The organism is Halomonas sp. ABH4_019 (assembly GCF_056159885.1).
The window spans coordinates 133,388-157,697 of record NZ_JBSWWC010000001.1; the positions used below are offsets into that span (position 1 = coordinate 133,388).

The following is a 24,310-nucleotide window of genomic DNA, read 5'->3' on the forward strand; positions in this document are numbered from 1 at the left end:
GGTCGGCCGTTTCATTTGGCAAGCAGGAGAGGAGTGATGCTCGGCTGGTACCCGGGACACATGAACAAGGCACGCCGTCAGATCCTCGAGGCGCTGCCGGAGATCGACGTGGTGATCGAGGTGCTCGACGCCCGCCTGCCCTACTCCAGCGCCAATCCCATGCTGGCGGAGCTCACCCGGCACAAGCCGGTGCTCAAGATCCTCTCCCGTGCCGACCTCGCCGATCCGGCCCGTACTCGGGAGTGGACGGCCCACTTCGATGCCCAGGCCGATACCCGCGCGCTGGCGGTGACGACCACCCAGGCACGCGAGCTCAAGCGCATCCCCAAGCTGTGCCACGAGCTGGCCGGCCAGGTGCGCGCCGACCGCGACGTGCGGGTGATGGTCATGGGCATTCCCAATGTAGGCAAGTCGACGCTGATCAACGGCCTGGCCGGGCGCACCATCGCCAAGACCGGCAACGAGCCGGCGGTCACCAAGCGCCAGCAGAAGGTGCGCCTCAATGGTCAGGTGGCACTGATCGATACCCCAGGCGTGCTGTGGCCGAAGATCGAGGATCAGGCCAGCGCCTATCGCCTGGCCGCCAGCGGCGCCATCCGCGACACCGCCATCGACTACGTCGATGTGGCCGTGGTGGCCGCCGCCGAGCTGGCCAAGCGCTACCCCGAGGCTCTCTCCTCCCGCTACAAGCTCAAGTCACTCCCGGCCTATCAAGCCAACCCGGAGGCCGACCGAGTCGAGGCCGATGGAGATCCCCAGCCGGACCTGCTGGCACTGGCCGGCTTCGACGGCCACGCCATCCTGAGCACCATCGCCGGCAAGCGTGGCGGCCTGCGCCCCGGCGGCGAGGTCGACCTGCACCGCGGCGCCGAGGTGCTGCTCCACGAACTGCGCGACGGCAAGCTCGGCCGGCTGACCCTGGAGACGCCCGCCGACATCCCGCCGGATGCCCCCGAAGCCGACGAAGACGCCGCCGACGACGCGGCGTCGTGATCGATCTCGAATACGCCAAGACGACAGCCCCGCCCCCGGCGGCCCTGGACACCACTGGACACGACCCATGGACACTGCCCCGCTCAGGAAATCGCACAAGCTCGACAACGTCTGCTACGACATCCGCGGCCCGGTGCTCGACCACGCCAAGCGCCTGGAAGAGGAAGGCCAGCGCATTCTCAAGCTGAACATCGGCAACCCTGCCCCGTTCGGCTTCGAGGCCCCGGAGGAGATTCTCCAGGACGTGATGCGCAACCTGCCCACCGCCCAGGGCTACTGCGATTCCAAGGGACTCTACTCGGCGCGCAAGGCGATCATGCAGGAGTGCCAGCGCAAGGGCATCCCGGGGGTGGGCATCGAGGACATCTTCATCGGCAACGGCGTCTCCGAGCTGATCACCATCGCCCTGCAGGCGCTGCTCAACGACGGCGACGAAGTGCTGATTCCGGCACCGGACTACCCGCTGTGGACCGCCGCCACCAACCTTTCCGGCGGGCGCGCCGTCCACTATCGCTGCGACGAGCAGGCCGACTGGGCCCCGGATCTGGCCGACGTTCGCGAGAAGGTCACCGGCCACACCCGGGCCATCGTCATCATCAACCCCAACAACCCCACCGGCGCCGTGTATCCGCCGGAAGTGGTCCGGGAATTGCTGGAGATCGCCCGAGAGCACGATCTGGTGGTGTTCTCCGACGAGATCTACGACAAGATCCTCTACGACGGCACCGAGCACGTGGCCACCGGGGCCCTGGCCGGCGACGACCAGCTGGTGGTGACCATGAACGGGCTGTCCAAGAGCTATCGCTGCGCCGGCTTTCGCAGCGGCTGGATGACGCTCTCGGGCCACATCGCCAAGCAGCGCGCCGAGGACTTCCTGCAGGGCATCAACATGCTGGCCTCGATGCGCCTGTGCGCCAACGTGCCGGCCCAGCACGCCATCCAGACCGCGCTGGGCGGCTACCAGTCGGTCAATGACCTGATCCTGCCGGGGGGCCGGCTACTGGCCCAGCGCGACATCACCTTCGAGAAGCTCAACGCCATCCCCGGGGTGTCCTGCACCAAGGCCAAGGGGGCGCTGTACGCCTTCCCGCGCCTCGACCCCAAGGTGTACAACATCCAGGACGACCAGCAGCTGGTGCTCGACCTGCTGCTGCAGGAGAAGATCCTGCTGGTCCAGGGCACCGCCTTCAACTGGCCGGAACCGGACCATGTGCGCATCGTCACCCTGCCCTGGGCCGAGCAGCTCGACGACGCCCTGGATCGCTTCGCCCGCTTCCTGTCGCGCTATCGTCAATAACGCATCGGACTTGAAACCCTCGGCCAAAGGCCGTATCTAAGCAAATGCTTCTACTCGCTGCGCCCACCCGGGCGCGGCGCCCGCGTGACAACCCTTGAGGGGAGAGTTCCGGCAATGATGAGAATCCTGCTGTTCCTGGGCACCAACCTGGCGGTGATCCTGGTGGCCAGCATCACCCTGCGCCTGCTCGGCGTGGCGCCCTACCTGACCGCCCAGGGCATCAACTTCAATGCCCTGCTGATCTTCTGCTTCGTGTTCGGCATGGCCGGCTCCCTGGTGTCGTTATTCATCTCCAAGTGGATGGCCAAGCGCACCACGGGCACGGTGATCATCGAGCAGCCGTCCAACAGCAGCGAGCAGTGGCTGCTCGACACCGTGGGCGAACTGGCCCGCGAGGCCGGCATCAAGACGCCGGAGGTCGGCATCTTCCCGGCCCAGCAGTCCAACGCCTTCGCCACCGGCTGGAACAAGGACGACGCCCTGGTGGCGGTCTCCGCCGGCCTGCTCAACCGCATGCGCCCGGAGGAGATCCGCGCCGTCCTGGCCCATGAGATCGGCCACGTGGCCAACGGCGACATGGTGACCCTGGCGCTGATCCAGGGCGTGCTCAACACCTTCGTGATGTTCTTCGCCCGCGTGGTGGCGCAGCTGGTCGACAGCTTCCTGCGCCGTGACGACAACGAGGGGCTGGGCTTCTTCGGCTACTTCGCGGTGGTGATCGTCGCCGAGATCGTGTTCGGCCTGATCGCCTCGGCCATCGTCGCCTGGTTCTCGCGCTTCCGCGAGTACCGCGCCGACGCCGCCGGCGCCCAGCTGGCCGGCAGCGGGGCCATGATCAATGCCCTGGCCCGGCTCAAGGCCGAGACCCAGATGCCCGACCAGATGCCCGACACCCTGACGGCCTTCGCCATCACCACCGGCCAGACCCGCAAGCTGATGGAGCGTCTGTTCGCCAGCCACCCGCCGCTGGACGAGCGGATTCGCGCCCTCAAGGAAGCGGCCTACCGGCAGTAGAGCGATGAGAGAGGCGTGAGGCGCGGCATCGTGCCCCGCCCTCCAGCACCGCCATCGCCCCTGCAATCACGAGCCCCACTGGCCGCCGCCAGCGGGGCTTTCTTTCGACAGACGACCGGTGGCTCGCCGCGTCCGTTGCTCTGCTTACCCCGATCTCTTCCACCTTTCGCCTCACGCCTTACCGCGCTCTACCCGAAAACCGGCGGCCGACAGCGGCCCGGCCAGGGCCTCGGCCGCCGGGCGCAGCCGCACGGCCAGGGTCGAGAACTCACGGCGCAGCGGATAGTTCGCGCGGCAGGCGTCGAAGCCGACCGCCACGCCCTGGCGACGGCTCTCGCGTTGCAAGGCATCGTGGTCGCGGCGCACGTCATAGACCGCGCGCATGCACAGCCGCAGCGCCTCCTCCACCGACAGGCCACCGTCGAGGGTCAGGGCGGCGAGCGGCGGGGTCGGCGCCAGGTCCTCCAGGGTTTGCCGTACCGGCAGGCCGAAGCGATGGGCCAGGGCGCGATAGACGGCATGGGTGCCGCGCAGCTTGCCATCCAGGCTGTAGCCGGCGACATGGGGCGTGGCCAGCGTCGCCAGGTCGCGCAGCGCGGCGTCGATGCCGGGCTCGTCTTCCCAGACGTCGAGCACCGCGGCGATGTCACCCTGCCCGGAGAGGCGCGACCGCAGGGCGCGGCCGTCGAGACAGTCGCCGCGCCCGGCGTTGAGCAGGATGGTGCCCGGCGCCAGCTCGGCGATGCGACGGGCGTCGAGCAGGTGCCGCGTGGCATGGGGGCCCTCCTCGACCAGCGGCGTGTGCAGGCAGAGCACGTCACAGGCCTCGATCAACGCCTCCAGGTCGTGGAAGCCCTCTTCGCCCTCCGCCTCGGCGCGGGGAGGATCGCAGGCCAGGCACTCGATGCCCAACGCCTCGAGGCGCGCCAGCAGCCGGCCGCCCACGTTACCGACGCCGACGATGCCGACCCGGCGTTCGGCGAGCCTGACGTCATGACGCTCGGCCAGGGTCGCGAGACTGGCCAGCACGTAGTCGACCACCGCCTCGGCATTGCAGCCCGGGGCATTGGCGAAGCCGATATCGCGCGCCGCCAGGGCCGCCCGGTCGACGTGGTCGGTGCCGATGGTGCAGGTGCCGACGAAACGCAACCGGGAGCCCGCGACCAGGGCCTCGTCGACCCGGGTGATCGAGCGCACCACCAGGGCATCGGCCTCGCGCAGCGTGGCGGCATCGATCTCCCGCCCCGGCATCGTGACCACCTCGCCCAGGGGCCCGAAGTACGCCTGGGCCGCCGGCACATTGGCATCGACGACGATTCTCATGACTGCCTCCTTCGCGTGACTTGTCCGGGGAACACAAGGCCTTACAATAGCGCCCCATGTTACACGAGCGGGGCGCTCACGCGCCGCCGCCGACACCGGGAGCCGCCGTGATCGTCCGCTGGGAAACCGACCATGACTATGTGCTGGTACATGTCCATCAGGACATGTTCGGCGACTGGATCTTCAGCCGCGCCTGGGGGCAGATCGGCACCCAGTTCGGCGGCCTCAAGCACCGTCTCGCCGACGACCATGCCCAGGCCATGATGTGGCTCGACGACGAAACGACCATCCAGACCTCGCGGGGCTTTCGCAAGGTACTCGAGGCCGATGACCACAGCCCCGAGGGCCGTGACGCCGTGGCCCAGCTGTCGCTGCTGGATACCCCGTAAGCTGGCAGGCAGCGTGTTGCCTCTAACGTGGGGCAAAAGGGTCTTCCAGCGTCACTCTCCTGGCGTCAGATAACGACGCCCCCGACGCAGGCGTGCGCCGCCGGCGGGCGACGGCGCGCTGTCGCTGACACCCTGCGACGCCCGCCAGGCCGGCTCGTCCAACCAGCCCCTTGCGGCCAGCCAGTCGGCCAGCCGCTGCGGATCGACGCCACCCTCCAGCGTCTCGCCCGTCGCCTCCTCCAACAGCACCGGGATGCGCTCACCGAAGCGTGCCAGCAGGGCCTCGTCGTCACCGATCTCGACCCGCGTCAGGCGATACTCGACGACGGCCAGCCGCGAGAGCCAGGCCTCCAGCGCCTCGCAGAGGTGGCAACCCAGCGTGGTATAGAGCGTCAGGTGAACCATGGGTGTCCCGCCCTTCCCTCAGTCGACTCGCCAGGGCGAATCAACAAGACATGGCACCGGACCGGTCGGCGGCTGCGGGATAGAGAGCGGATCGAAGGTCTCATGCTCCCCTCTCCTCCTCTTCCGCCTCTTGCTCGCAATGGCGGATCAGGAAGACGTGGTGCAGATTTGGTCGGCGGCTGCCGGATTAGAGAGTGGATCGAAGGTCTCATGCTCTTGTGCCTCGCGGTGACGTATCAACAAGACATGATGCAGATCCGGTCGGCGGCTGCCGGAATAGAGAGTGGATCGAAGGTCTCATGCCCCCCTCTCCTCCTCTTCCTCGCGATGGCGGACCAGGAAGACGTGGTGCAGATCCGGGCGCCTGGTGAAATCCGGATCGAAGGTCTTCGCCGAGATATCCTCCACCGCGAAGGCTTCGGCGAGCTCCGCGTCGAGCCTGAAGCGCCGCTGGTTGTTGGAGAACACCAGGGTGCCGCCGGGGGCCAGCCGGGCCATGGCCAGGCGCACCAGCCGGGGATGATCGCGCTGCACGTCCAGGGTATCGGCCATCTTCTTGGAGTTCGAGAAGGTCGGCGGGTCCATGAAGATCAGGTCGAACTGCACACCGGCGGTCTCCAGCCACTGGAAGCAGTCGTCGCGCACTACGCGATGTCGCGAGGGATCGAGGCGATTCAGGGCGAAGTTGTCCCGGGCCCATTCCAGGTAGGTGTTGGACAGGTCTACGCTGACGCTGTCGGACGCCCCGCCAAGCGCCGCCTGGACGGTGGCCGTGGCGGTGTAGCAGAACAGGTTCAGCACGCGCTTGCCCTGGGCCATCTCGCCCAGCATCCGCCGCACCGGCCGATGATCGAGAAACAGCCCGGTATCCAGGTAGTCGCGCAGGTTCACCCACAGCCGGGCCTCGCCCTCCCGGACCTCGAAACGCTCGCCACTGGCCGCCTGCTTCTGGTACTGGGCCCGGCCGCTCTGGCGCTCGCGGCGCTTGACCACCACCCGGCCGGCGTCGACCTCCAGCACTTCGGGAATCACCGAGAGGGCCTCGAACAGCCGCTTCTGGGCCTGGCCGGCGTCGATGGACTTCGGCGGCGCGTACTCCTGCACGTGCACGTGATCGCCGTAGACGTCGATGGCCAGGGCATATTCCGGCATGTCGGCGTCGTACAGCCGGTAGCAGGGCTCGCCGGAGCGCTTGAGCCACTTCCTGAGACGCTTGCGGTTCTTGACCAGGCGATTGGCGAACATCTGCGCGCCCTCGGAGCGCGGCGCCGGTGCGACCGACTCTCGCTGCCCCGCCTCCTGCGAGGTCTCCGGGATATCCATCAGCAGCAACTTGGCATCCAGGGGACCGTTCTTCAGCGAGTACTGCTTGTGGGCACGCAGCGCGGTGCGATGGCCAAGGTCGGGGTTGGCGGTGAACAGCGCCAGGCGCCAACCGGGAAAGGCCCGGCGCGCGCCCTCGCCGAGCTCGGCATAGAGCCCCACCAGCTCCGGCAGCTCGCCGAGCCGCTCGCCATAGGGCGGATTGGTGATCAGCAGACCCCTCGCCTCGGCCTCGAGCTCCTCGGGGCGGGCCAGCTCGCCGAGGCTCGCGCCCTTCAGGGTGATCAGCGCCGGGATGCCGGCGCGCATGGCGTTGGCCTTGGCCGACGACAGCGCGGGAGGACTCTGGTCGACGCCGTAGAGCCGGCAACGGCAGCGCTTGCGGCCGATGCTCGCCCGGGCCTCGGCCTCGCGCTTGAGCTCTTGCCAGCGGGCCGCGTCGTGGCCGGCCCAGCCCTCGAAGCCGAAGCGCTCGCGATGCAGGTTGGGGGCCATGTCGGCGGCCATCATCGCCGCCTCGATCAGCAGGGTACCGGCACCGCACAGCGGGTCGACCAGCGGCGCGCCCTCTCGGGCCAGCGCCGGCCAGCCGGCGCGGATCAGCAGCGCCGCGGCCAGGTTCTCCTTCAACGGGGCGTGACCGACGTCGCGGCGATAGCCGCGGCGATGCAGGCTGTCGCCGGCAAAATCGACCCCCAGGGTCAACCGGCCACGATGCAGGTGGGCGTAGAGCCGCAGGTCCGGCTGGCGCGTGTCGACGCTGGGCCGCGGCTGGCCCTCCGCCTGCAGGCGATCCACCACCCCGTCCTTGACGGTCTGGGCCCCGAAGCGGGTGTGGCGGATCTCGCTGGAACGCCCGTGGAAATCCACCGCCAGGGTCGCACCGCGGGGCAGATGGTCGCGCCATGCCACGCCCGCGGCGGCCGCACGCAACTGCTCGGGGGTCTCGATGCCGTCCTCCCGGACCAGGCACAGCACCACCCGGTTGGCCAGCCGCGACCATAGACAGGCCCGATAGGCCGTCGCCAGGTCGGCCTGGAAGTGCACGCCGGCCAGGGTGGTCTTGCCGGGCTCGGCACCCAGCGCCGCCAGCTCCTCGGCCAGCAGCAGCTCGAGGCCCTTGGGGCAGGTGGCGAGGAAGGCCCGGGAGTCGGAAGCTCGTGGTTCGGTCATGATCAAGTCCATCGGGTGGCATCAGGCCCGGCACGCCGGCGTGACGCCTGAATGTACGCTTTGTTACAAATCACCAGTCGACGGCATCGACCAGATTGCGCTATGAATGAAGTGGTAGCTACCAGACAACGCATGCGTTCCTGTCAACGGGATGTCGACCCTCAGGGCACGGTACATCGATCGCGCCGGCGACATCCTGCAAGCACGGGTGCGACGCCTTTCCGAGCGTCGTATTCCAACGGTACCTTTAGCAAGAGGTAATCCAATGAAACGACAGAAACGTGATCGCTTCCAGCGTGCCTATGTCCATGGGTACAAGGCGGGTCTTACTGGTCGTTCCCGTGATGACTGCCCCAATCAGGATATCAATCTACGCGAGTACTGGATGAGCGGTTGGCGTGAAGGTCGTGGAGATCATTGGTCCGGCATGACGGGTGTCTCCGGAATTCACAAGAACCCCATGGTGATCTGACCCGCAACGGGCATCACCGCCCCACACGATCTCCTCAAGCCCACGCCTGGCGTGGGCTTTTTAGTGCCCTCTCGCCCGCAGGGCCCGGGCGCACTCTCCCACCAGCGCCGGTCCGCGATAGATGAAACCGGAATACAGCTGCACCAGGTCCGCCCCCGCCTCGACCTTGGCCGCCGCGGCCTCGCCGCCGTCGATGCCGCCCACGCCGATGATCGGCAGGTCCGGCAGGTGCCGGCGCAGCTCGCGAATCACCGTGTTGGAGGCCTCGAATACCGGCCGCCCGGAGAGCCCGCCCTGTTCCTCGCCGTGGGGCAGGCCGGCCACCGCCTCTCGGGCGACGGTGGTGTTGGTGGCGATCACCGCGTCGATGCGATTGGCCGTCAGGCTTGCCGCCACCAGGGCCACCTCCTCGGCGTCCATGTCCGGGGCGATCTTTACCGCCAGGGGCACGGTACGCCCGCTCTGCCGGTCGAGGCGTTCACTCTCCTCGCGCAGCGCGCCGAGCAGCTCGTCCAGGTGCTCGCCGAACTGCAGGTTGCGTAGTCCCGGGGTATTCGGCGAGGAGATGTTCACGGCGACGTAGTGGGCGTGGGCGTGCACCTTGCGCAGGCAGTGGAGGTAATCGTCCACCGCCCGTTCCACCGGCGTCGCCAGGTTCTTGCCGATGTTGATGCCGATCACGCCGTCGAAGCGGCTGGCCCGGACATTGGCGACGAGATGATCAACGCCGGCGTTGTTGAAGCCCATGCGGTTGATGATGGCGCCGGCCTCGGGCAGACGGAACAGCCGCGGCCTGGGGTTGCCGTCCTGGGGCTTGGGCGTCACGGTGCCGACCTCGACGAAGCCGAAGCCCAGCGCTCCCAAGGCGTCCAGGTGATCGGCGTTCTTGTCGAGCCCGGCCGCCAGCCCGACCCGATTGGGGAAGCGCAGTCCCATCAGCTCCACCGGATCCTCGACCCGCCGCCCCGTGGCCCGCGTCAGGCCCAGGCGATCGGCCAGATCCAGCCCCGACAGCGCCAGGCCGTGGGCCCTCTCGGCATCGAGGCGGAACAGCAGCGAGCGGGCGAGGGCGTACATGGCATCTCCTGGAGGCAGCGGCGGGCAATGGGGCGCGAGTATAGCGCAGCCGCCGCTCGACGACGAACCCCGCTGGCACCTGCCATGAGGGGGGGCTTTTGTGATCTACTGACAGCACATCAGGACGCCCCACAGCGGACACATCGCGGGCGCATACCGCCTCGCCAGGGAGACGCCATGACCGATACCACCGAGACCCTCGAACACCGCCTGTCGCGCATTCACCTGGCGCTGGAGAAGGAACACCTGGAGTGGGTCGACGATATCATCGCCGACCTGGAACCGGCCGAGGTCGCCCTGCTGCTGGAGTCGCTGCCGCCCAACGAACGAATCCGGCTCTGGGAGCGCATTCCCCAGGAAGTCGACGGCGAGGTGCTGCTGCATGTCCACGACGAGGTGCGCAGCACCCTGATCGACGACATGGATCATGCCGAGATCGTCGCCGCCACCGCCGGGCTCGACACCACCGACCTGGCCGAGCTGTTCGAGGACCTTCCCCAGCAGGTGGCCGAGGACATGCTGCGCTCGATGGACGAGCTTCAGCGGCTGCGCCTCCAGGAGACGCTGGCCTTCGAGGAGGACTCGGCCGGCCGCCTGATGCGCACCGACACCATCGCCGTGCGCGCCGACGTCAGCCTGGAGACCGTGCAGCGCTTCCTGCGCTGGAAGCAGGACGTGCCCGACAATACCGACAGCCTGATGGTGGTCGACCGCAATGGCATGTTCATGGGCGTGCTGCCGATGGCCCGGCTGGTGGCCAGCGACCAGGAGCTGGCGGTGGCCGACCTGATGGACAGCGACGTGGACAGCATCCAGGTGACCATGAAGTCACGAGACGTGGCGACCCTCTTCCAGACCCACGACCTGGTCTCGGCGCCGGTGGTCGATGGCCGCGGCATGCTGCTGGGCCGGGTGGTGATCGACGATATCGTCGACGTGATCCGCGAGCACTCCGAGCAGGCGCTGATGAACATGGCCGGCCTCGACGAGGAGGAGGACCTGTTCGCCCCGGTGCTGCCCAGCGCCAAGCGGCGCGCGGTGTGGCTCGGCATCAACCTGCTGACCGCCTTCCTGGCCGCCTGGGTGATCGGGCGCTTCGAGGCGGCGCTGGATCAGCTGGTGGCGCTGGCCGTGCTGATGCCGATCGTCGCCAGCATGGGCGGCATCGCCGGCAGCCAGACCCTGACCCTGGCAATCCGCGGGCTGGCGCTGGGCCAGATCAGCCGTACCAACAGCAACTGGCTGCTGCGCAAGGAAGTCGGCATCGCGATCCTCAATGGCGTGCTGTGGGCGCTGGTGGTGGCGGTGCTGGCGGTCGCCTGGTTCGGCAGCTTCGGCATCGGCGTGATCATCGCCGCGGCCCTGGTGATCAACATGCTCGCCGCCGGCGTCGCCGGCATCGTCGTGCCGCTGGCGCTCAAGCGCTTCGGCATCGACCCGGCGCTGTCGGGCTCGGTGGTACTGACCACGGTCACCGACGTGGTGGGCTTCATGTCCTTCCTCGGCCTGGCCACGCTGTTCCTGCTGTAGCCCCGCTCCCCCTCGTCGGCCTGCCCGCAGGCCGACCGCGCCGCCCCGGTCTGTCGTCGAACGACGACACCCCGCGTCGCCCGAGTGCCACTCTTGCGGCGCTCGACCATTTCCCTAGCATGACAGGCAAGGCGACCGGGCACCCGCCCGAACGGGTGGCCTTCACCGAATCCCTCGTCATGGATCGTCACGACGGCAAAGGAGATACCGTATGTTGACCAAGACTCGTTCGATGCTATGGGCGGTGGGCGCCATCGCCGCACTCGGCTTGACCGGCTGCGCCAGCGACAGCGCCTCCATGGAAAAGCAGAGCACCGACTATGTGGTGACCGGCCTGGGCGACGACCGGCAGGAAGCCCTGGAAGAGGCCAAGGAACGCGCCCTGGAAGTGTGCGAGGCCCGCGACCGGGACGAGTTCATCATCGAGCGCCAGCAGGTGCTGGGCCCAGACGCCAGCGCGGAGAAGCGCGAACAGGCCACCGCCATGGTGGAAGGCGGCACCGTCAACGAGGACACCGACCTCGAGGCCTTGAACCAGGACGGCGAAGGCTACAAGGCCGTCTGGAGCATCCGCTGCCGCTGATCGCGGCGCGGCCGGCATGAAAAAGGGCGCCCCGCGGGGCGCCCTTTTTCATGCCGGTCGATCGCCTTCGCGTCGCCCCTGCCGGTTCCGGGCCGGCAGGGGCTGGCGCCAAGGCAAGGCGGCTAGGTTTCGCTGTTGCTCTCGGCCAGGTCGACCAGTTCGCGAACGGCCACGGCGAACAGCGGGAACCCGCCCTGACTGCCGCTGCCGACCTCCTCGAGCAGGCGGCACCAGCGCCGATGCATGCTCTCGTGCAGCGACAGCCAGCGCTCGACCCGCTCGGCGCTGTCGCGGGGGCCGCCCTCCATGCCGAGCACGCTGCCGGTCAGCGCCAGCTGCTGGCGCTCGATGTCATCGCGGAAGGTCTCGCGGGCCTTGACCTGCCAGCCGTCGCGCACCTCGAGCTGGGTCACCTGTTGCAGCAGCCAGGGCAGCTCCAGCCGGGCGCCGATCTCGTAGAAGATCTCGGCGACCCGCTGCGGCTTGTCGTCGCTCTGCCGCGCCGCGTGGATGATGCCCAGGGCCGCGTAGAGGCTGTTGGCGGCCGCCACGGTGTTGGCCAGGGCATCGGGCACGCCGGCCTCGACCAGCTCCTGGCGGCGGATCTCCCACTGGGCCTTCTCCTCGCCGCGCAGCCGCTTGCCGATGCCTTCCTGGAGCTGTGCCAGGCGCGGGGCGAAGTAGTCGATGGCATCGCGGGTGGTCATGCTGGTCCGGTGACGCAGGAACCAGCGCGTCGCACGGCGCAGCATGCGCATCAGGTCGAGCATCATCGAATACTGGACGCGGGTCGGCACCTTGTTGTCCAGCGCCTCGACCTGCTCCCAGAGCTTCGGCAGCTGGAAGCTGTCGCGGGCGATCACGTAGGCCCTGGCGATGTCCGCGCGGCCGGCCCCGGTGGAGTCCATCAGCCGCCGGATGAAGACGATGCCCATGTGATCGATGATGTCGTTGGCCACCTGGGTGGCGACGATCTCGCGCTTGAGGCGATGCTCGTACATCTCGTCGCGGTAGCGCTCGGCCAGCACCGACGGGAAGACACGCTCCACGTAGCGGGTGATGGTCGGGTCGTCGGGCACGTCCGAGGCGATCAGGTCGCCCTTGAGCGCGCTCTTGGCGTAGGAGATCAGCACCGACAGCTCGGGCAGGGTCATGCCCTGATCCTGGTGGGTACGCTCCTGGAGCTCCTCGTCGCTGGGCAGGAACTCCAGCTCGCGGTCGATCTGGCCAACGGCCTCCAGTTCGCTGATGAAGCGCCGGAAGGGCCCGATGCCCTGTCGAGAGAGCAACTCGGCCAGGTCGATGGCCTGGGTCTGGCGGTAGTTGTCGCGCAGCACCAGTTCACTGACCTCGTCGGTCATGTCGGCGAGCAGCTGATTGCGCTGCTTCTCGGTCATGTCGCCGCGGGACACCACCTCGTCGATGAGGATCTTGATGTTGACCTCATGGTCGGAGCAGTTCACGCCGCCGGCGTTGTCGATGAAGTCGGTGTTGACCCGCACCCCCTTGGCCGCGGCTTCCATGCGCCCGCGCTGGGTCAGGCCGAGGTTGCCGCCCTCGCCGACCACCCGGCAGTTGAGGTCGCGCCCGTCGATGCGCAGGGCATCGTTGGCCTTGTCGCCCACTTCGGCGTCGCTCTCCTCGCTGCCCTTGACGTAGGTGCCGATGCCGCCGTTCCAGATCAGATCGACCTGGGAGACCAGCATGGCGCGAATCAGCTCGTTGGGCGACAGCTTGTCCTCGCGGATGCCGAAGGCCTTCTTCATCTGCGGCGTGATGGCGATCGACTTGGCGCTGCGCTTGAAGATGCCGCCGCCGGCGGAAATCAGCTCGGCGCTGTAATCCTCCCAGCTCGAGCGTGGCTGCTCGAACAGCCGCTTGCGCTCGGCGAAGCTCGCCGCGGCGTCCGGCTCGGGGTCGACGAAGATGTGCAGGTGGTTGAAGGCGCCCAGCAGGCGAATCTTGTCGGACAGCAGCATGCCGTTGCCGAAGACGTCGCCGGCCATGTCGCCGACGCCGACCACGCTGAACTCGTCTTCCTGGGTGTTCACCCCCAGGCCGCGGAAATGGCGCTTGACCGACTCCCAGGCCCCCTTGGCGGTGATGCCCATCTTCTTGTGGTCATAGCCATTGGCGCCGCCGGAGGCGAAGGCATCCCCCAGCCAGTGGCCGTATTCCGCGGAGATCTCGTTGGCGATGTCGGAGAAGGTCGCGGTGCCCTTGTCGGCGGCCACCACCAGGTAGATGTCATCGTCGTCGTGGCGCACCACGTCCTGCGGCGGCACCACCTCGCCGCCGGACAGGTTGTCGGTGACGTCGAGCAGGGCGCGAATGAAGATCCGGTAGCAGGCGATGCCCTCCTGCTGGGTGGTCTCGCGATCCGCCCCCTCGGGCATGCGCTTGCAGACGAAGCCGCCCTTGGCGCCCACCGGGACGATCACCGCGTTCTTGACCTGCTGCGCCTTGACCAGGCCCAGCACCTCGGTGCGGAAGTCCTCGTGGCGGTCCGACCAGCGCAGCCCGCCGCGCGCCACCTTGCCGCCGCGCAGGTGCACGCCCTCGACCCGCGGCGAGCAGACGAAGATCTCGTAGGCCGGACGCGGCTTGGGCATGCCGGAGACCCGGGAGGGCTCGAGCTTGAGGGCGATGTAGTCCTTGAAGCCCCCGGCCTCGGTGCGCTGGTAATAGTTGGTGCGCAGGGTCGCCCGGATCAGCTCCATGTAGCGGCGCAGCAGCTGATCGTCGTTGAGGCTCGGCACCTCGTCGAGCAGCGCCAGGATGCGGGCCTCGCAGTCGGCGACCTCGCTGTCCTCGGGGCGATCCGCGGGATCGAAACGCAGCTCGAACAGGGTCACCAGCTCGCGGGTGATCTCGGGGTGGTTGACCAGGGTGGTGGCGATGTAGTCCTGGGACATGCCGAAGCGGATCTGCTTCAGATAGCGTGCATAGGCACGCAGCATGGCCACTTCGCGCCAGTCCAGGTTGGCGCCGATGATCAGCCGGTTGAACGGGTCGTTGTCGGCCTCGCCGGTCCAGATGCGCTGGAAGGCGTCGATGAAGGGCTCGCGCATCTCCTGGAGGTTCACCTCCACGCTGGTGTGATGCTCCAGGGTGAAGTCGTGGATCCAATAGGAGCGATCGTCGGCGTGGACGCCGTAGGGGCGTTCGCCGAGCACCCTCAGGCCGAGGTTCTCCATCATCGGCAGCACGTCGGACAGCGGGATCGGTGCATCGCCATTGAACAGCTTGAGGTTGACCCCGCTGCCCTCCTCCTCGATCAGCCGATACAGCGACAGCGCCAGGGGCGCACCGTCGTCGAGCTCGCCGAGATGCTGCAGGTCGTAGACCGCGGTGCGCGCGCTGAAGTCATCGCGATAGCTGGCCGGGAAGGCGTCCCGGAAGCGCGCCATCAGCAGGTTGGCCTGCTCCTCGCCGAAGCCCTCGATGGCGGCATTGAGCAGGTCGTCGCGCCAGTTGCGGGCCAGCTTGACCAGCTTCTCCTCGAGGCGCCGGATATCGTAGTCCACCGGCCGCTCGCCGTTGAAGCGCAGGACGAACTGGATGCGCGCCAGCACCGACTCGGAGAGATAGGTGTTGAAGTCGCCGAAGGTGGCATCCAGCTCCTGGCAGAGCAGTTCCTGGAGGCGAACGCGCAGCTCGGTGGAGAAGACGTCCCGCGGCACGAACACCAGGCAGGAATAGAACTTGCCGAAGCGATCCTCACGGATGAACAGGCGCACCCGGCGACGCTCGCGGATATCCAGGATGCCCAGCGCCGTCTGCGCCAGCTCATCGACATCGATCTGGAAGAGGTCATCGCGGGGATAGACCTCGAGGATCTGCATCAGCTGCTTGCCGTTGTGGGCCTTGGGACTGAACCCGGAGATGTCCATCACCGCTTGAAGCTTGCGGCGCAGGATCGGCACATGGCGCGGCGAATCGTTGTAGACGGTGGCGGTGAACAGCCCCAGGAACCGCCGCTCGCCGATGATGTTGCCGTGCTCATCGTAGCGGTCGATGGAGATGTAATCCGGGTAGGTCGGCCGATGGATGCGGGCATGATGGGCGCTCTTGGCGAACGACAGCAGCTGGGGCACCAGCACGTAGCGGTCGCCCTCGACGCCGAGGTCGGTGCGGATGCGCTCCCGGTAGCGGGGCTGATCGAGCCGGAAGACGCCGAGCTCGCTGCCCTCGACCTTGTCCAGGCGCTGCTCGCCGCCCTCCTCGTGGACCAGGTACTCGTCGTAGCCGAAGAAGGTGAAGTTGTCCTCGAGCAGCCAGTCGAGGAAGGCGATGGCCTCGCGATGGTCCTCGGCGTCCACCTGTTCCGGCCGGCAGGCCTCGATCTCGGCCTTGGCGGCGCGCACCTGGTCGCGCATGCTGTCGAAGTCGGCCACGGCGGTGCGCACGTCATGCAGCACCTCCTGCAGGCTGGCCTCGATCTCCTCCAGCTCGGCCGGGTCGGAGTGGCGATCGACCTCGATGGCGATCAGCGACTCGCGAGACTCCGGCGCCTCGGCCTCGCTAGGAGAGCCCACCCGACGCAGGCGATGTTGGTCGTCACGCTCCACCGCCAGCACGGCGTTGTGAATGGCATGCACGGTCATGCCGCGGCGGTTGAGCTCCACCCGCACCGAGTCGACCAGGAACGGCATGTCCCGGTGGAGCACGGCGATGAAGGTATGGGTCGACTGCCAGCCGTGTTCCTCGAAATCCGGGTTCAAGACCCGCACCTTGGGCGCCTCGGGATCGAGCTGCTGGATGAAATGCCACACCGAGAGCGTCGCCCCGTAGAGGTCATCCAGACGGCGATCCGACAGGTCCTCCAGGGGCACGGCGGCATAGAAATGCCGGGCGAACCCCTGCACCGTCTTGGCCTTGTCCTTGTCCAAGCGGCTTTGCAGCCGTTCCTCGAGCTGCTTGAGCAGATCCTGACGGCTCTCCTCGTGTGCGACGTGTAGCATCCATCACCTCGACTGACAGCGGCCACCCTGTGCGGCCGGATCACTTGACGTACTTCCCGGGCTTAATGCCCATGCACCAGGAGCTTACGGCAATCTCTCCGACGGCCCCAGCCACATGCCGGTTCCCTCATGGTGCATGTCGGTTGCGCATCGCCCTTGACAAGCCACCCGCATCGCGCCTAGCTGCCGCGACGCTCCAGCAGAACGCCACATTCGCAGTGGTGGGTCCAGGGGAACTGGTCGAAGAGCGCGAAGCGCACCACCTCGTGGGTGCGGGTCAGCACATCCAGATTGTCGGCAAGCGTCCCGGGGTTGCATGAAATATAGACGATACGCTCGTACTCACTGAGCTGGCGGCAACTCGCCTCGTCGAGCCCGGCCCGGGGCGGATCCACCAGCACGGTGGAGAAATCGTAGTCGTCGAGGGCCATCTCCGCGACCCGGCGACCACCCTTCTCGCCCTTCAGGGCCTGGGCGAACTCCTCGGCGGACATGCGTCCCACGGTGGCATTGGCGATCCCGTTGGCGGCCAGGTTCTCCCGGGCACTGGCCACCGAGGTTCGCGAGATTTCGGTGGCCAGCACCCGGCGGAAATTCTCGGCCAGGGCGATCGTGAAATTGCCGTTGCCGCAGTACAGCTCCACCAGGTCGCGATCGTTGCTGCCGGCGGTGACGCCACGGGCCCAGGCGAGCATCGAGCGGCAGATCTCGGCGTTGGGCTGGGTGAAGCTGTTCTCCACCTGCTGATAGACGAACTCGCGGCCGTCGACGCTCAGGCGCTCCCAGACGTGGTCCCGGGTCAGCACCAGGCGCTGCTTGCGCGCCCGGCCGATGACCATGATGCCCAACGCCTGCTCGAGGGCCCGGGCCTCGGCCTCCCAGGCCTCGTCGAGCCGGCGATGATAGATCAGCGTCACCAACGCCTCGCCGGACAGGGTGGTAAGGAACTCGACCTGGAACAGGCGATGACGCAGGGTCGGATTGTCGAGCAGTCGCTCGCGCAGCCTGGGCATCAGGGCGTTGATATGCCGGCCGGCCACCGGGTAGTCGTCCAGGCGCACGACCCTTTTCTGCTTCGGGTCCTCGGGATCGACCTCGAACATGGCATAGAAGAGGTCGTCGCCCTCGTGCCACAGCCGGAACTCGCAGCGCTGTCGATAATGGCTCGCCGGCGACGGGAAGACCTCCAACGGGGGCGGCGAGAAGCGGGCGAAATCGGCGTTCAGGCGGTCTCGCTTGGCGGCGAGCTGCTCATCATAGCGATCGGGGTCGACAACGGGGATGGCCACGGCGGCTCCTGGATATGGTCGGTCGAAGAGGAAGACGGGAAGCGAGGCCGGTCACGACAGCGCCAGATGCCGGGTCTCGGCGAAGCCGAAACCCGCGAGCCCACGTGCCAGCGCCGGCGTGGGCGCGGTCACCCAACCCCGCTCGAGGGCCGGGCGACGGCGCGGCGCGGCGACCACCTGGCCGGTGCGCCGCGCGATGGCATCGCCGGAATCGACCCAGCGCACGCGGTGCGGGACCACGTCATCGAGCGCCTCGCGCAGCAGCGGGAAGTGGGTGCAGCCGAGCACCAGGGTGTCCAGGTCCGGCAGCGCGGCCAGCGGCGCCAGTGCCCGGCGCAGGATCTCGGGGTCCGGAGACTCGCCCGCCACCAGTCGCTCGGCCTGGCCCACCAGGGCGTCGGCGGCCAGCCGCGTGACCCGGCAGTCGCCGGCGAAGTCGCGAATCAGCCGATCGGTGTAGGGCCGCGACACGGTGGCGCTGGTGGCCAGCAGGCCGATGTGACGGCTCGCACTGGCCCCGGCGGCGGGCTTGATCGCCGGCACGGTACCGACCACCGGCACCGGCAGGCGGTCGCGCAGGGCATCGAGCGCCAGGGTGCTGGCGGTATTGCAGGCGACCACCAGGCCACTGCAGTCGCTGGCCGCCACCGCCGCCTCGCACACGGCGAGGATACGCGCCACCAGCCAGTCATCCTCGCGGACCCCGTAGGGCAGCATGGCATTGTCGCAGGCGTAGGCCAGGGCGACGTCCGGCAGGCGACGTCGCAGGGCCGTGACCACCGACAGGCCACCGACCCCGGAATCGAACACCAGCACCGGCCCCGCCATCAGCCGGCCACCACGCGACCGCCCCCCGGCCGGCAGGGCACGGGGGGCGTAATGTATGGGGCTCTCTCGGTTGGCGGCATCGCAGGCATCCCGTCGAACGATGCGCCGCATTCTACCTCACGAGCCGGCTCGACTTAACGCCGATCTGCCGCGCGAGCCGAATCCTGGGTCGACACGCGCGGCACCAGGCCCTCAGGTCACCGGCTCCGGGGCGTCGCGAAGCTCGGCATAGAGCTCGGGATAGGCCTCCTGCAGGCGTTCGAGCTCGGCGGCGGCATTGGGCGGCAGGGCCTCGGCGAGGCGCTCCAGGTCGCCGTCCTCGAAATGCTCGCGAATGAGCGGAAACAGCAGTTCGCGTTCGTCTCGCAGGTAGGCGCGGTGGGTATCGAGATAGGCCTTGAGGTCGTCGGCGAAGCGGTCCATGGGGATCACCGCATCCATGAGGATCATGTCGAGGTCGCCGGACAGACGCTTGAGCTGGGCCTTGAGGGCCCGATAGTCCTTGGCCAGGCGCTCGGTCACCTCGCTGGCCTCCGGAGCCAGCTCCTGAAGCCGCTCGGAGCAGACCTTCTCCAGTGGCTGGGTAAACCCATCCTGGTAATCGAGGATGTAATCCACGACTTCCCGCACCAGCTGGAAATTCGGCCGTTCGCCGCGGGCCAGGGTCTTCTGCTTGAGCTGAAGAACGTGCAACATGCGGGCCATATTGGCATGATCCTGGCGCAGTTGGTTCAGCATGGGCATTGCGGCAGCCTCCTCATAATCGGTCATGGACGGAAGGCGTCTCGAATTAGACCCGACTCCGCCATCCAGGTTCCTGACGACGAGGAGCGGCCGTCGCCGACCGCCCCGCCTCGCCCAGGACCTTTGCCCGATGCCGGGGTCGAACGTTCGGCATCGAGTCTCCAACATAGCAGTCGTCAGCGAAGGAGTCAGAAATGGACCTGTTCCAGCAGGCCGCCAGCGAGGACCACGCCCCCCTGGCCTGGCGCATGCGCCCGCGTCGTCTCGCCGACTACGTGGGACAGCAGGCCCTGGTCGGCCCCGACAAGCCACTGCGCCGCATGGCCGAGGGCGGTACGGTGCGCTCGATGATCCTGTGGGGGCCGCCCGGCACCGGCAAGACGACCCTGGCGGAGATCCTCGCCGAGGAGTCCGGCGCCCACCTGGAGCGCCTCTCGGCGGTCATGGCAGGGGTCAAGGACATTCGCGAGGCCGTGGAGCGCGCCCGCGTCGCCCAGGGCCAGGATCGCGGCACCCTGCTGTTCCTCGACGAGATTCACCGGCTCAACAAGAGCCAGCAGGACGCCCTGCTGCCCCACGTGGAATCCGGGCTGCTGACGCTGATCGGCGCCACCACCGAGAACCCCTCCTTCGAGGTCAACTCGGCGCTGCTGTCCCGAGCCCGGGTCCATGTGCTCAAGTCGCTGACCGAGGCGGAGCTGATCGAGGTGCTCAGGCGCGCGCTGGCCGATGCCGAACGCGGCCTGGGCAGCCGTCGTATCGCCGTAAACGACGAGGTGCTGGCCCTGCTGGCCCGGGCCGCCGCCGGCGACGCCCGACGGGCCCTGGGCCTGCTGGAGACCGCCTGCGACTTCACCGTCCCGGAGGACGACGGCGAGCGGCTGCCCCGCGAGGCACTGGAGGACGTAATCGGCCACCAGGCCAGCGCCTTCGACAAGCAGGGCGACCACTACTACGACCTGCTCTCGGCGATCCACAAGTCGGTGCGCTCCTCGCGGCCCGACGCCGCCCTGCTCTACATCGCCCGCTTTCTCCAGGGCGGCGGCGACCCGCTGGACGTGATCCGCCGGCTGACCGCCATCGCCTCCGAGGACGTCGGCAACGCCGACCCCAAGGCGCTGCCGCTGGCCATGGCGGCCTGGGACGCCTACCTGCGGCTCGGCGACCACGAGGGCCAGCGCGCCATCGCCCACGCCGCCGTTCACCTGGCGGTCGCCCCCAAGAGCAATGCCGTCGACCAGGCCTGGCATCGCGCCAAGGCCTTCGCCGCCGCCCAACCGCGGCTCGAGGTGCCCACCTATCTGCGCAACGCGCCCACCAAGCTGATGGAATCGCTCGGCCACGGCGACGGCTATCGCTACGCCCACAACGAGCCCAACGGCTACCCGGCGGGCAGCGCCCATGACTGCTGGCCGGAGGACGTGCCTCACGAGCGCTTCTACCGGCCCACGGCCTACGGCCAGGAGAAGCGCTACGGGCAGATCATGGAGTGGCGCGCGGAGCTGGATGCCGACGCCGACGGAGAGTCGCGCTGAGTCATCGCGGGTCGGCGAGAAAGGCCCGCGCCCGGGCATCGTCGACGTAGGCCACGTTGAGACGGATCCAGGGAGTGTCGCTTGCCTCGGGCAGGAAGACGTCGCCAGGAGACAGCCGAATCCCCCGGCGTGCCGCGGCGTCCACCAGCGCCCGGGACGATGTGATGTCCGGATGGCGTGCCCACAGGAACATGCCGCCTCGGGGCGTCGCGAACGGCACCCAGCCGCCCTCGCGGGCCAGCGCCAGCGCGGTGCCCATGCGCCGCGCAAGTCGCGGCCGCAGCCTCTCCATCAGCCGACGGTAGCTCCCGTTGCGCAACAGGGTCGCTAATACCTGTTCGGCGAAGGGCGAGGTGGCGATGTTACTCAGCATCTTCATGTCCACCAGCGGCTTGAGCAGCGCCGGCGGCGCGGCGATGAAGCCGACGCGCAGCGAGCAGGACAGGGTCTTGGAGAAGCTGCCCACGTAGAGCACCCGCCGCAGGCCGTCCAGAGCCGCCAGTCGCGGCGTGAGCGCCGACTGGAAGTCGGCATAGATATCGTCTTCGACGATCCTCAGGTCATGGCGCTCGGCCAGCGCCAGCACCCGCTCGGCCACGCCCCGGGAAAGGGTCGTGCCCGTGGGGTTGTGCAGGACGCTGTGGCAGAAGAACAGCTTGGGCGAGTGGCGATCGAGCAGCGTCTCGAGATGCTCGGGATCCGGCCCGTCCTCGGTACGGCGCACGCCGACGACCTTGACGCGATGGAGATGCAGCAGCCCGAACAGGTTGTAGTAGCCCGGGGATTCGACCAGCACGGTGTCGCCCGGACGCAGCAGCCAACGCACGATGATATCGAGCGCCTGGCTACCGCCGCCGGTCATCAGCAACTGGTTGGCATCGACTTCGATCGCGAGGCGACGCAGCCGTTCCTGCAACAGGGCGCGCAACTCGGGCGATCCCAGCGGCGTACCATACTCGAACAGTGCCGCCGATGACCGCCTCGTTACCTGGCGCAGCGCGTGCCCGAAGGCGTCGTCGTCGCGCCAGGCAGTGGGCAGCCAGCCGCAGCCCAGGCGCAGTGAATCGCCTGCCTCCTGGAAGAGGTTCCACATTTCGTCGGAGACGTCGGCCATACCCGAACGAGCGTCACGCTCGGCTTCATCGATCGCCCTTTCGGCCACATAGAACCCCGAACCGGGACGCGACACGATCCAGCCCAGTGCTACTAGGCGCTCATAGGCCTCGATGACCATGTTGCGGCTGACGCCGTGCGTCGCGGCGAGTCGGCGGATCGATGGCAACCGCTCGCCGGACGCCCCGTGCCGCGAAATCCAGTCGCGCATGCCGTCGGTCAGCTGTTCGACTCTGGGACGCCCTGCGAGCGGATCGATCTGCACCTGCATGGACCTCCTCCCTCGCCCGCACCGTTCCCGAGAAATTCGTCGCCAGTGTACCTTATGCGGCCACGGGTAGGATGGGAGCCTGGGCCTCCCCCCATCCGCTCGAGGACCACCATGCCAACGCTTTCGGGACTTCGCCTGGCCTTGGCCCTGTGCCTGATCACCACCGCCGTCAACCTCCAGGCCCCCTACTACGACGCCCTGGCCGCCCATGACGGCTTCGGCGTCACCGCCACCAGCATCGCCTTCGCCTGCTACGTACTCGGCATTCTGCCGATGCTCCTCCTGGGCAGCGGACTGCCCGACCGCTATGGACGACGCGCGATGATCGCGACCGCCCTCGGGTTGTGCCTCGTCGCCACCCTGCTGACGTGGGTCGCCCCGGGCATCGTCACGCTCGGCATTGCCCGCTTCCTGATGGGCATCGCCGCCGCCCTGACCTCGGCCTCGGCGCCCGCCTACATGCTTGCGCTGTTTGCCGGTCGAGACACTCGTGGCCCCACGGCCTGGGTGACGGCCAGCACCTCGCTCGGGTTCGGCCTGGGCGCGGCCCTGACCAGCCTGTGCCTGCTGCGCGAGCCCAGCCTGACCCCGCCGAGCCTGTGGTGGTATCTGTGCGCGGCCTCGCTGGCGATGCTCGGCCTGTGGCGTTTGGAAGATGCCGCCGCCGCCCCGTCAGCACCCGCGCGCTTGCGAATGCCCACCTACCCTGCCGGTAGCATGGCGTTCGGCGTCGCGATCCTGCTGGCCTGGGCCACGGTCGGCCTGGTCATCGCCATCCTGCCCGGCGTGCTGGCCAGCCACAGCCTGTCGCCCTGGTCCGGATTCGCCACCCTCGGCATCTGCAGCGGCGGCGTACTGTTCCAGCCCCTGGCCAGGCGTCTGGACCCGACGGTCTCCGTCAGGCTCGGCCTGGTCATCCTGCCACTGGCCTATGCACTGATCGCCTGGGGCGCGCTCAACGGCCAGCTGACCGTCGTGCTGCTGGGCGCCGTGGCCGCCAGCAGCGCCTGCTACGGCTTCATCTACCTGGGCGGTCTGAGCGGTGTCCTGGAGGCGGCCGGCGACCAGCCCGCCCGCGCCAGCGCGGGCTTCTTCCTGATGGCCTACCTCGGTTTCAGCGTGCCGGTCGTCGTCACCGGCACGCTGATGGAGCGCCTCGGCCAGGGCCATGCCCTCGTCGCCTTCGGCATCGCGTTGCTCGCCGCCAGCCTGGCGGTAAATGCCCGGTTGCGGCAGCGTGGCCGCCGCGCCGTTCCCCTGGCCTGAACGACATCGCCCCCGGACACTGCCGGGGGCGATGACGAGCGGCGGGGCCGTCTGGCTTAGCGCGATTCGCGAATCACGTCGGTGCCCTCGGGCAGGTCGACGCGAAAGCGCGAATCCTCGACCGAGACGTTCTGCTCGACGCCGTCGAACTCGATGGCGGTGCGCTGACCGGTGCTGTCGGTCATCTGCAGGAAGCCCAGCCGCTCGCCGTAGAAGGTCAGCTTGAGCTCCTCGAACAGGGTATCCGCGCTCTTCGGGCGCAGGGTGAAGGTCTCGGCAGTGCCCTGCTGGCCGCTCGACACCTCGTAGCTGTCGGTGAGCTCGTCGGCACTGCCGGAAAGCAACAGGGCCGGCGTGTGAGTCACGCGATCGTCGAGGGCCTGGACGGTGGCCTGCTGCAGGTCCGGGTCGTAGAGGGTCACCTCATCGCCGTCGGACACCACGATCTGCTCGTAGGGCGCGTCCACTTCCCAGCGGAAGCGGCCGGGGCGCGACAGCCACATGCGACCGCTGGCCTCCTGGAGACGCTGCCCCGAGCCGTCGAGGATCTGCTGGTCGAAGTCGGCGACGTAGGTGTCCAGCGGCGCCAGCATCCGGGCCAGCCGCTCGGCGCCGTCGGCGGCCAGTGCGGAGAGCGGGGTCAGGGCCAGCAGGGCCAGCGCGGCGAGGGACTTCTTCATGGTCTTCTCCTGTATCCCTGGGGTCCATGGGTATCCTGTGG

At 68.3% G+C, this 24,310-nt stretch carries 19 protein-coding genes; 9 read left to right on the top strand and 10 right to left on the bottom strand.

The window, feature by feature from the left end:
- The first annotated feature begins 36 nt into the window (after window positions 1-36).
- The 3 genes from ylqF to htpX all read left to right on the top strand — a co-directional run bounded on the left by ylqF (window position 37) and on the right by htpX (window position 3,304).
- Window positions 37-993 (top strand): ribosome biogenesis GTPase YlqF, encoded by a 957-nt coding sequence (gene ylqF / locus ACXAFN_RS00645; RefSeq protein WP_474985299.1) that lies wholly within the window; start codon window positions 37-39, stop codon window positions 991-993.
- Window positions 994-1,060: 67 nt separating this feature from the next.
- Window positions 1,061-2,290 (top strand): pyridoxal phosphate-dependent aminotransferase, encoded by a 1,230-nt coding sequence (locus ACXAFN_RS00650; RefSeq protein ID WP_474985300.1) that lies wholly within the window; start codon window positions 1,061-1,063, stop codon window positions 2,288-2,290.
- A gap of 114 nt (window positions 2,291-2,404) precedes the next feature.
- The gene (htpX, locus tag ACXAFN_RS00655) at window positions 2,405-3,304 is read left to right on the top strand and encodes a protease HtpX (RefSeq protein ID WP_474985301.1); all 900 of its coding nucleotides are present in this window, start codon (window positions 2,405-2,407) and stop codon (window positions 3,302-3,304) included.
- A gap of 171 nt (window positions 3,305-3,475) precedes the next feature.
- On the opposite strand, the gene pdxB is transcribed toward htpX, so the two are convergent.
- A complete protein-coding gene (gene pdxB, locus ACXAFN_RS00660; RefSeq protein WP_474985302.1) occupies window positions 3,476-4,627 on the bottom strand; it encodes a 4-phosphoerythronate dehydrogenase PdxB in 1,152 nt (383 codons plus the stop codon).
- Between the two features lie 107 nt (window positions 4,628-4,734).
- On the opposite strand from pdxB, the gene ACXAFN_RS00665 reads away from it, so the two are divergent.
- Window positions 4,735-5,016, top strand: coding sequence for a hypothetical protein (locus tag ACXAFN_RS00665; protein WP_474985303.1), 282 nt, complete (start codon window positions 4,735-4,737; stop codon window positions 5,014-5,016).
- 51 nt (window positions 5,017-5,067) lie between these two features.
- Here ACXAFN_RS00665 and ACXAFN_RS00670 read toward each other — a convergent pair whose 3' ends face one another.
- Window positions 5,068-5,421 carry a glutaredoxin family protein gene (locus tag ACXAFN_RS00670; protein WP_474985305.1) on the bottom strand — a complete coding sequence of 118 codons (354 nt, stop codon included), beginning with the start codon at window positions 5,419-5,421 and terminating at the stop codon, window positions 5,068-5,070.
- Window positions 5,422-5,718: 297 nt separating this feature from the next.
- Window positions 5,719-7,917: a bifunctional 23S rRNA (guanine(2069)-N(7))-methyltransferase RlmK/23S rRNA (guanine(2445)-N(2))-methyltransferase RlmL gene (rlmKL, locus tag ACXAFN_RS00675; RefSeq protein WP_474985306.1), complete on the bottom strand. Its 2,199-nt coding sequence runs from the start codon at window positions 7,915-7,917 to the stop codon at window positions 5,719-5,721.
- Window positions 7,918-8,182: 265 nt separating this feature from the next.
- On the opposite strand from rlmKL, the gene rmf reads away from it, so the two are divergent.
- Window positions 8,183-8,389 carry a ribosome modulation factor gene (gene rmf / locus ACXAFN_RS00680; protein ID WP_474985307.1) on the top strand — a complete coding sequence of 69 codons (207 nt, stop codon included), beginning with the start codon at window positions 8,183-8,185 and terminating at the stop codon, window positions 8,387-8,389.
- Window positions 8,390-8,449: 60 nt separating this feature from the next.
- Here the strand turns inward: rmf and ACXAFN_RS00685 are convergent, their stop codons facing one another.
- Window positions 8,450-9,466, bottom strand: a complete 1,017-nt coding sequence (locus ACXAFN_RS00685; protein WP_474985308.1) for a quinone-dependent dihydroorotate dehydrogenase — start codon at window positions 9,464-9,466, stop codon at window positions 8,450-8,452.
- A gap of 177 nt (window positions 9,467-9,643) precedes the next feature.
- Between ACXAFN_RS00685 and mgtE the strand changes: the two genes are divergently transcribed.
- Complete coding sequence (gene mgtE / locus ACXAFN_RS00690; protein WP_474985310.1) at window positions 9,644-10,996, top strand: magnesium transporter; 1,353 nt, start codon at window positions 9,644-9,646, stop codon at window positions 10,994-10,996.
- 211 nt (window positions 10,997-11,207) lie between these two features.
- On the top strand, window positions 11,208-11,579 hold the full coding sequence (locus tag ACXAFN_RS00695; RefSeq protein WP_474985312.1) for a hypothetical protein: 372 nt from the start codon (window positions 11,208-11,210) through the stop codon (window positions 11,577-11,579).
- A gap of 122 nt (window positions 11,580-11,701) precedes the next feature.
- On the opposite strand, the gene ACXAFN_RS00700 is transcribed toward ACXAFN_RS00695, so the two are convergent.
- From ACXAFN_RS00700 to ACXAFN_RS00715, 4 genes are all read right to left on the bottom strand, one after another.
- The gene (locus tag ACXAFN_RS00700) at window positions 11,702-16,543 is read right to left on the bottom strand and encodes an NAD-glutamate dehydrogenase (RefSeq protein ID WP_474985313.1); all 4,842 of its coding nucleotides are present in this window, start codon (window positions 16,541-16,543) and stop codon (window positions 11,702-11,704) included.
- Window positions 16,544-16,722: 179 nt separating this feature from the next.
- Window positions 16,723-17,832, bottom strand: coding sequence for a tRNA (uridine(54)-C5)-methyltransferase TrmA (trmA, locus tag ACXAFN_RS00705; protein WP_474985314.1), 1,110 nt, complete (start codon window positions 17,830-17,832; stop codon window positions 16,723-16,725).
- A gap of 51 nt (window positions 17,833-17,883) precedes the next feature.
- Window positions 17,884-18,660: a glutamate racemase gene (gene murI / locus ACXAFN_RS00710; protein WP_474987436.1), complete on the bottom strand. Its 777-nt coding sequence runs from the start codon at window positions 18,658-18,660 to the stop codon at window positions 17,884-17,886.
- Window positions 18,661-18,852: 192 nt separating this feature from the next.
- Complete coding sequence (locus ACXAFN_RS00715) at window positions 18,853-19,398, bottom strand: hemerythrin domain-containing protein (protein ID WP_474987438.1); 546 nt, start codon at window positions 19,396-19,398, stop codon at window positions 18,853-18,855.
- A 200-nt stretch (window positions 19,399-19,598) separates the two neighbouring features.
- Here ACXAFN_RS00715 and ACXAFN_RS00720 point away from each other — a divergent pair, with 200 nt between their 5' ends.
- Window positions 19,599-20,939: a replication-associated recombination protein A gene (locus ACXAFN_RS00720; RefSeq protein WP_474985316.1), complete on the top strand. Its 1,341-nt coding sequence runs from the start codon at window positions 19,599-19,601 to the stop codon at window positions 20,937-20,939.
- 1 nt (window position 20,940) lies between these two features.
- Here the strand turns inward: ACXAFN_RS00720 and ACXAFN_RS00725 are convergent, their stop codons facing one another.
- Complete coding sequence (locus ACXAFN_RS00725) at window positions 20,941-22,323, bottom strand: aminotransferase-like domain-containing protein (protein WP_474985318.1); 1,383 nt, start codon at window positions 22,321-22,323, stop codon at window positions 20,941-20,943.
- A 111-nt stretch (window positions 22,324-22,434) separates the two neighbouring features.
- Between ACXAFN_RS00725 and ACXAFN_RS00730 the strand changes: the two genes are divergently transcribed.
- Window positions 22,435-23,589, top strand: a complete 1,155-nt coding sequence (locus ACXAFN_RS00730) for an MFS transporter (protein WP_474985320.1) — start codon at window positions 22,435-22,437, stop codon at window positions 23,587-23,589.
- 56 nt (window positions 23,590-23,645) lie between these two features.
- Here ACXAFN_RS00730 and lolA read toward each other — a convergent pair whose 3' ends face one another.
- Window positions 23,646-24,269, bottom strand: a complete 624-nt coding sequence (gene lolA / locus ACXAFN_RS00735; RefSeq protein ID WP_474985322.1) for an outer membrane lipoprotein periplasmic chaperone LolA — start codon at window positions 24,267-24,269, stop codon at window positions 23,646-23,648.
- Between the last annotated feature and the right edge of the window lie 41 nt (window positions 24,270-24,310).

Bases quoted from the DNA above. Each gene is read 5' to 3' on its own strand.
- ylqF (WP_474985299.1), top strand. From the start codon at position 37: ATGCTCGGCTGGTACCCGGGACACATGAACAAGGCACGCCGTCAGATC.
- ACXAFN_RS00650 (WP_474985300.1), top strand. From the start codon at position 1,061: ATGGACACTGCCCCGCTCAGGAAATCGCACAAGCTCGACAACGTCTGC.
- htpX (WP_474985301.1), top strand. From the start codon at position 2,405: ATGATGAGAATCCTGCTGTTCCTGGGCACCAACCTGGCGGTGATCCTG.
- pdxB (WP_474985302.1), bottom strand. From the start codon at position 4,627: ATGAGAATCGTCGTCGATGCCAATGTGCCGGCGGCCCAGGCGTACTTC.
- ACXAFN_RS00670 (WP_474985305.1), bottom strand. From the start codon at position 5,421: ATGGTTCACCTGACGCTCTATACCACGCTGGGTTGCCACCTCTGCGAG.
- rlmKL (WP_474985306.1), bottom strand. From the start codon at position 7,917: ATGACCGAACCACGAGCTTCCGACTCCCGGGCCTTCCTCGCCACCTGC.
- rmf (WP_474985307.1), top strand. From the start codon at position 8,183: ATGAAACGACAGAAACGTGATCGCTTCCAGCGTGCCTATGTCCATGGG.
- ACXAFN_RS00685 (WP_474985308.1), bottom strand. From the start codon at position 9,466: ATGTACGCCCTCGCCCGCTCGCTGCTGTTCCGCCTCGATGCCGAGAGG.
- mgtE (WP_474985310.1), top strand. From the start codon at position 9,644: ATGACCGATACCACCGAGACCCTCGAACACCGCCTGTCGCGCATTCAC.
- ACXAFN_RS00695 (WP_474985312.1), top strand. From the start codon at position 11,208: ATGTTGACCAAGACTCGTTCGATGCTATGGGCGGTGGGCGCCATCGCC.
- ACXAFN_RS00700 (WP_474985313.1), bottom strand. From the start codon at position 16,543: ATGCTACACGTCGCACACGAGGAGAGCCGTCAGGATCTGCTCAAGCAG.
- murI (WP_474987436.1), bottom strand. From the start codon at position 18,660: ATGGCGGGGCCGGTGCTGGTGTTCGATTCCGGGGTCGGTGGCCTGTCG.
- ACXAFN_RS00715 (WP_474987438.1), bottom strand. From the start codon at position 19,398: ATGCTGAACCAACTGCGCCAGGATCATGCCAATATGGCCCGCATGTTG.
- ACXAFN_RS00720 (WP_474985316.1), top strand. From the start codon at position 19,599: ATGGACCTGTTCCAGCAGGCCGCCAGCGAGGACCACGCCCCCCTGGCC.
- ACXAFN_RS00725 (WP_474985318.1), bottom strand. From the start codon at position 22,323: ATGCAGGTGCAGATCGATCCGCTCGCAGGGCGTCCCAGAGTCGAACAG.
- ACXAFN_RS00730 (WP_474985320.1), top strand. From the start codon at position 22,435: ATGCCAACGCTTTCGGGACTTCGCCTGGCCTTGGCCCTGTGCCTGATC.
- lolA (WP_474985322.1), bottom strand. From the start codon at position 24,269: ATGAAGAAGTCCCTCGCCGCGCTGGCCCTGCTGGCCCTGACCCCGCTC.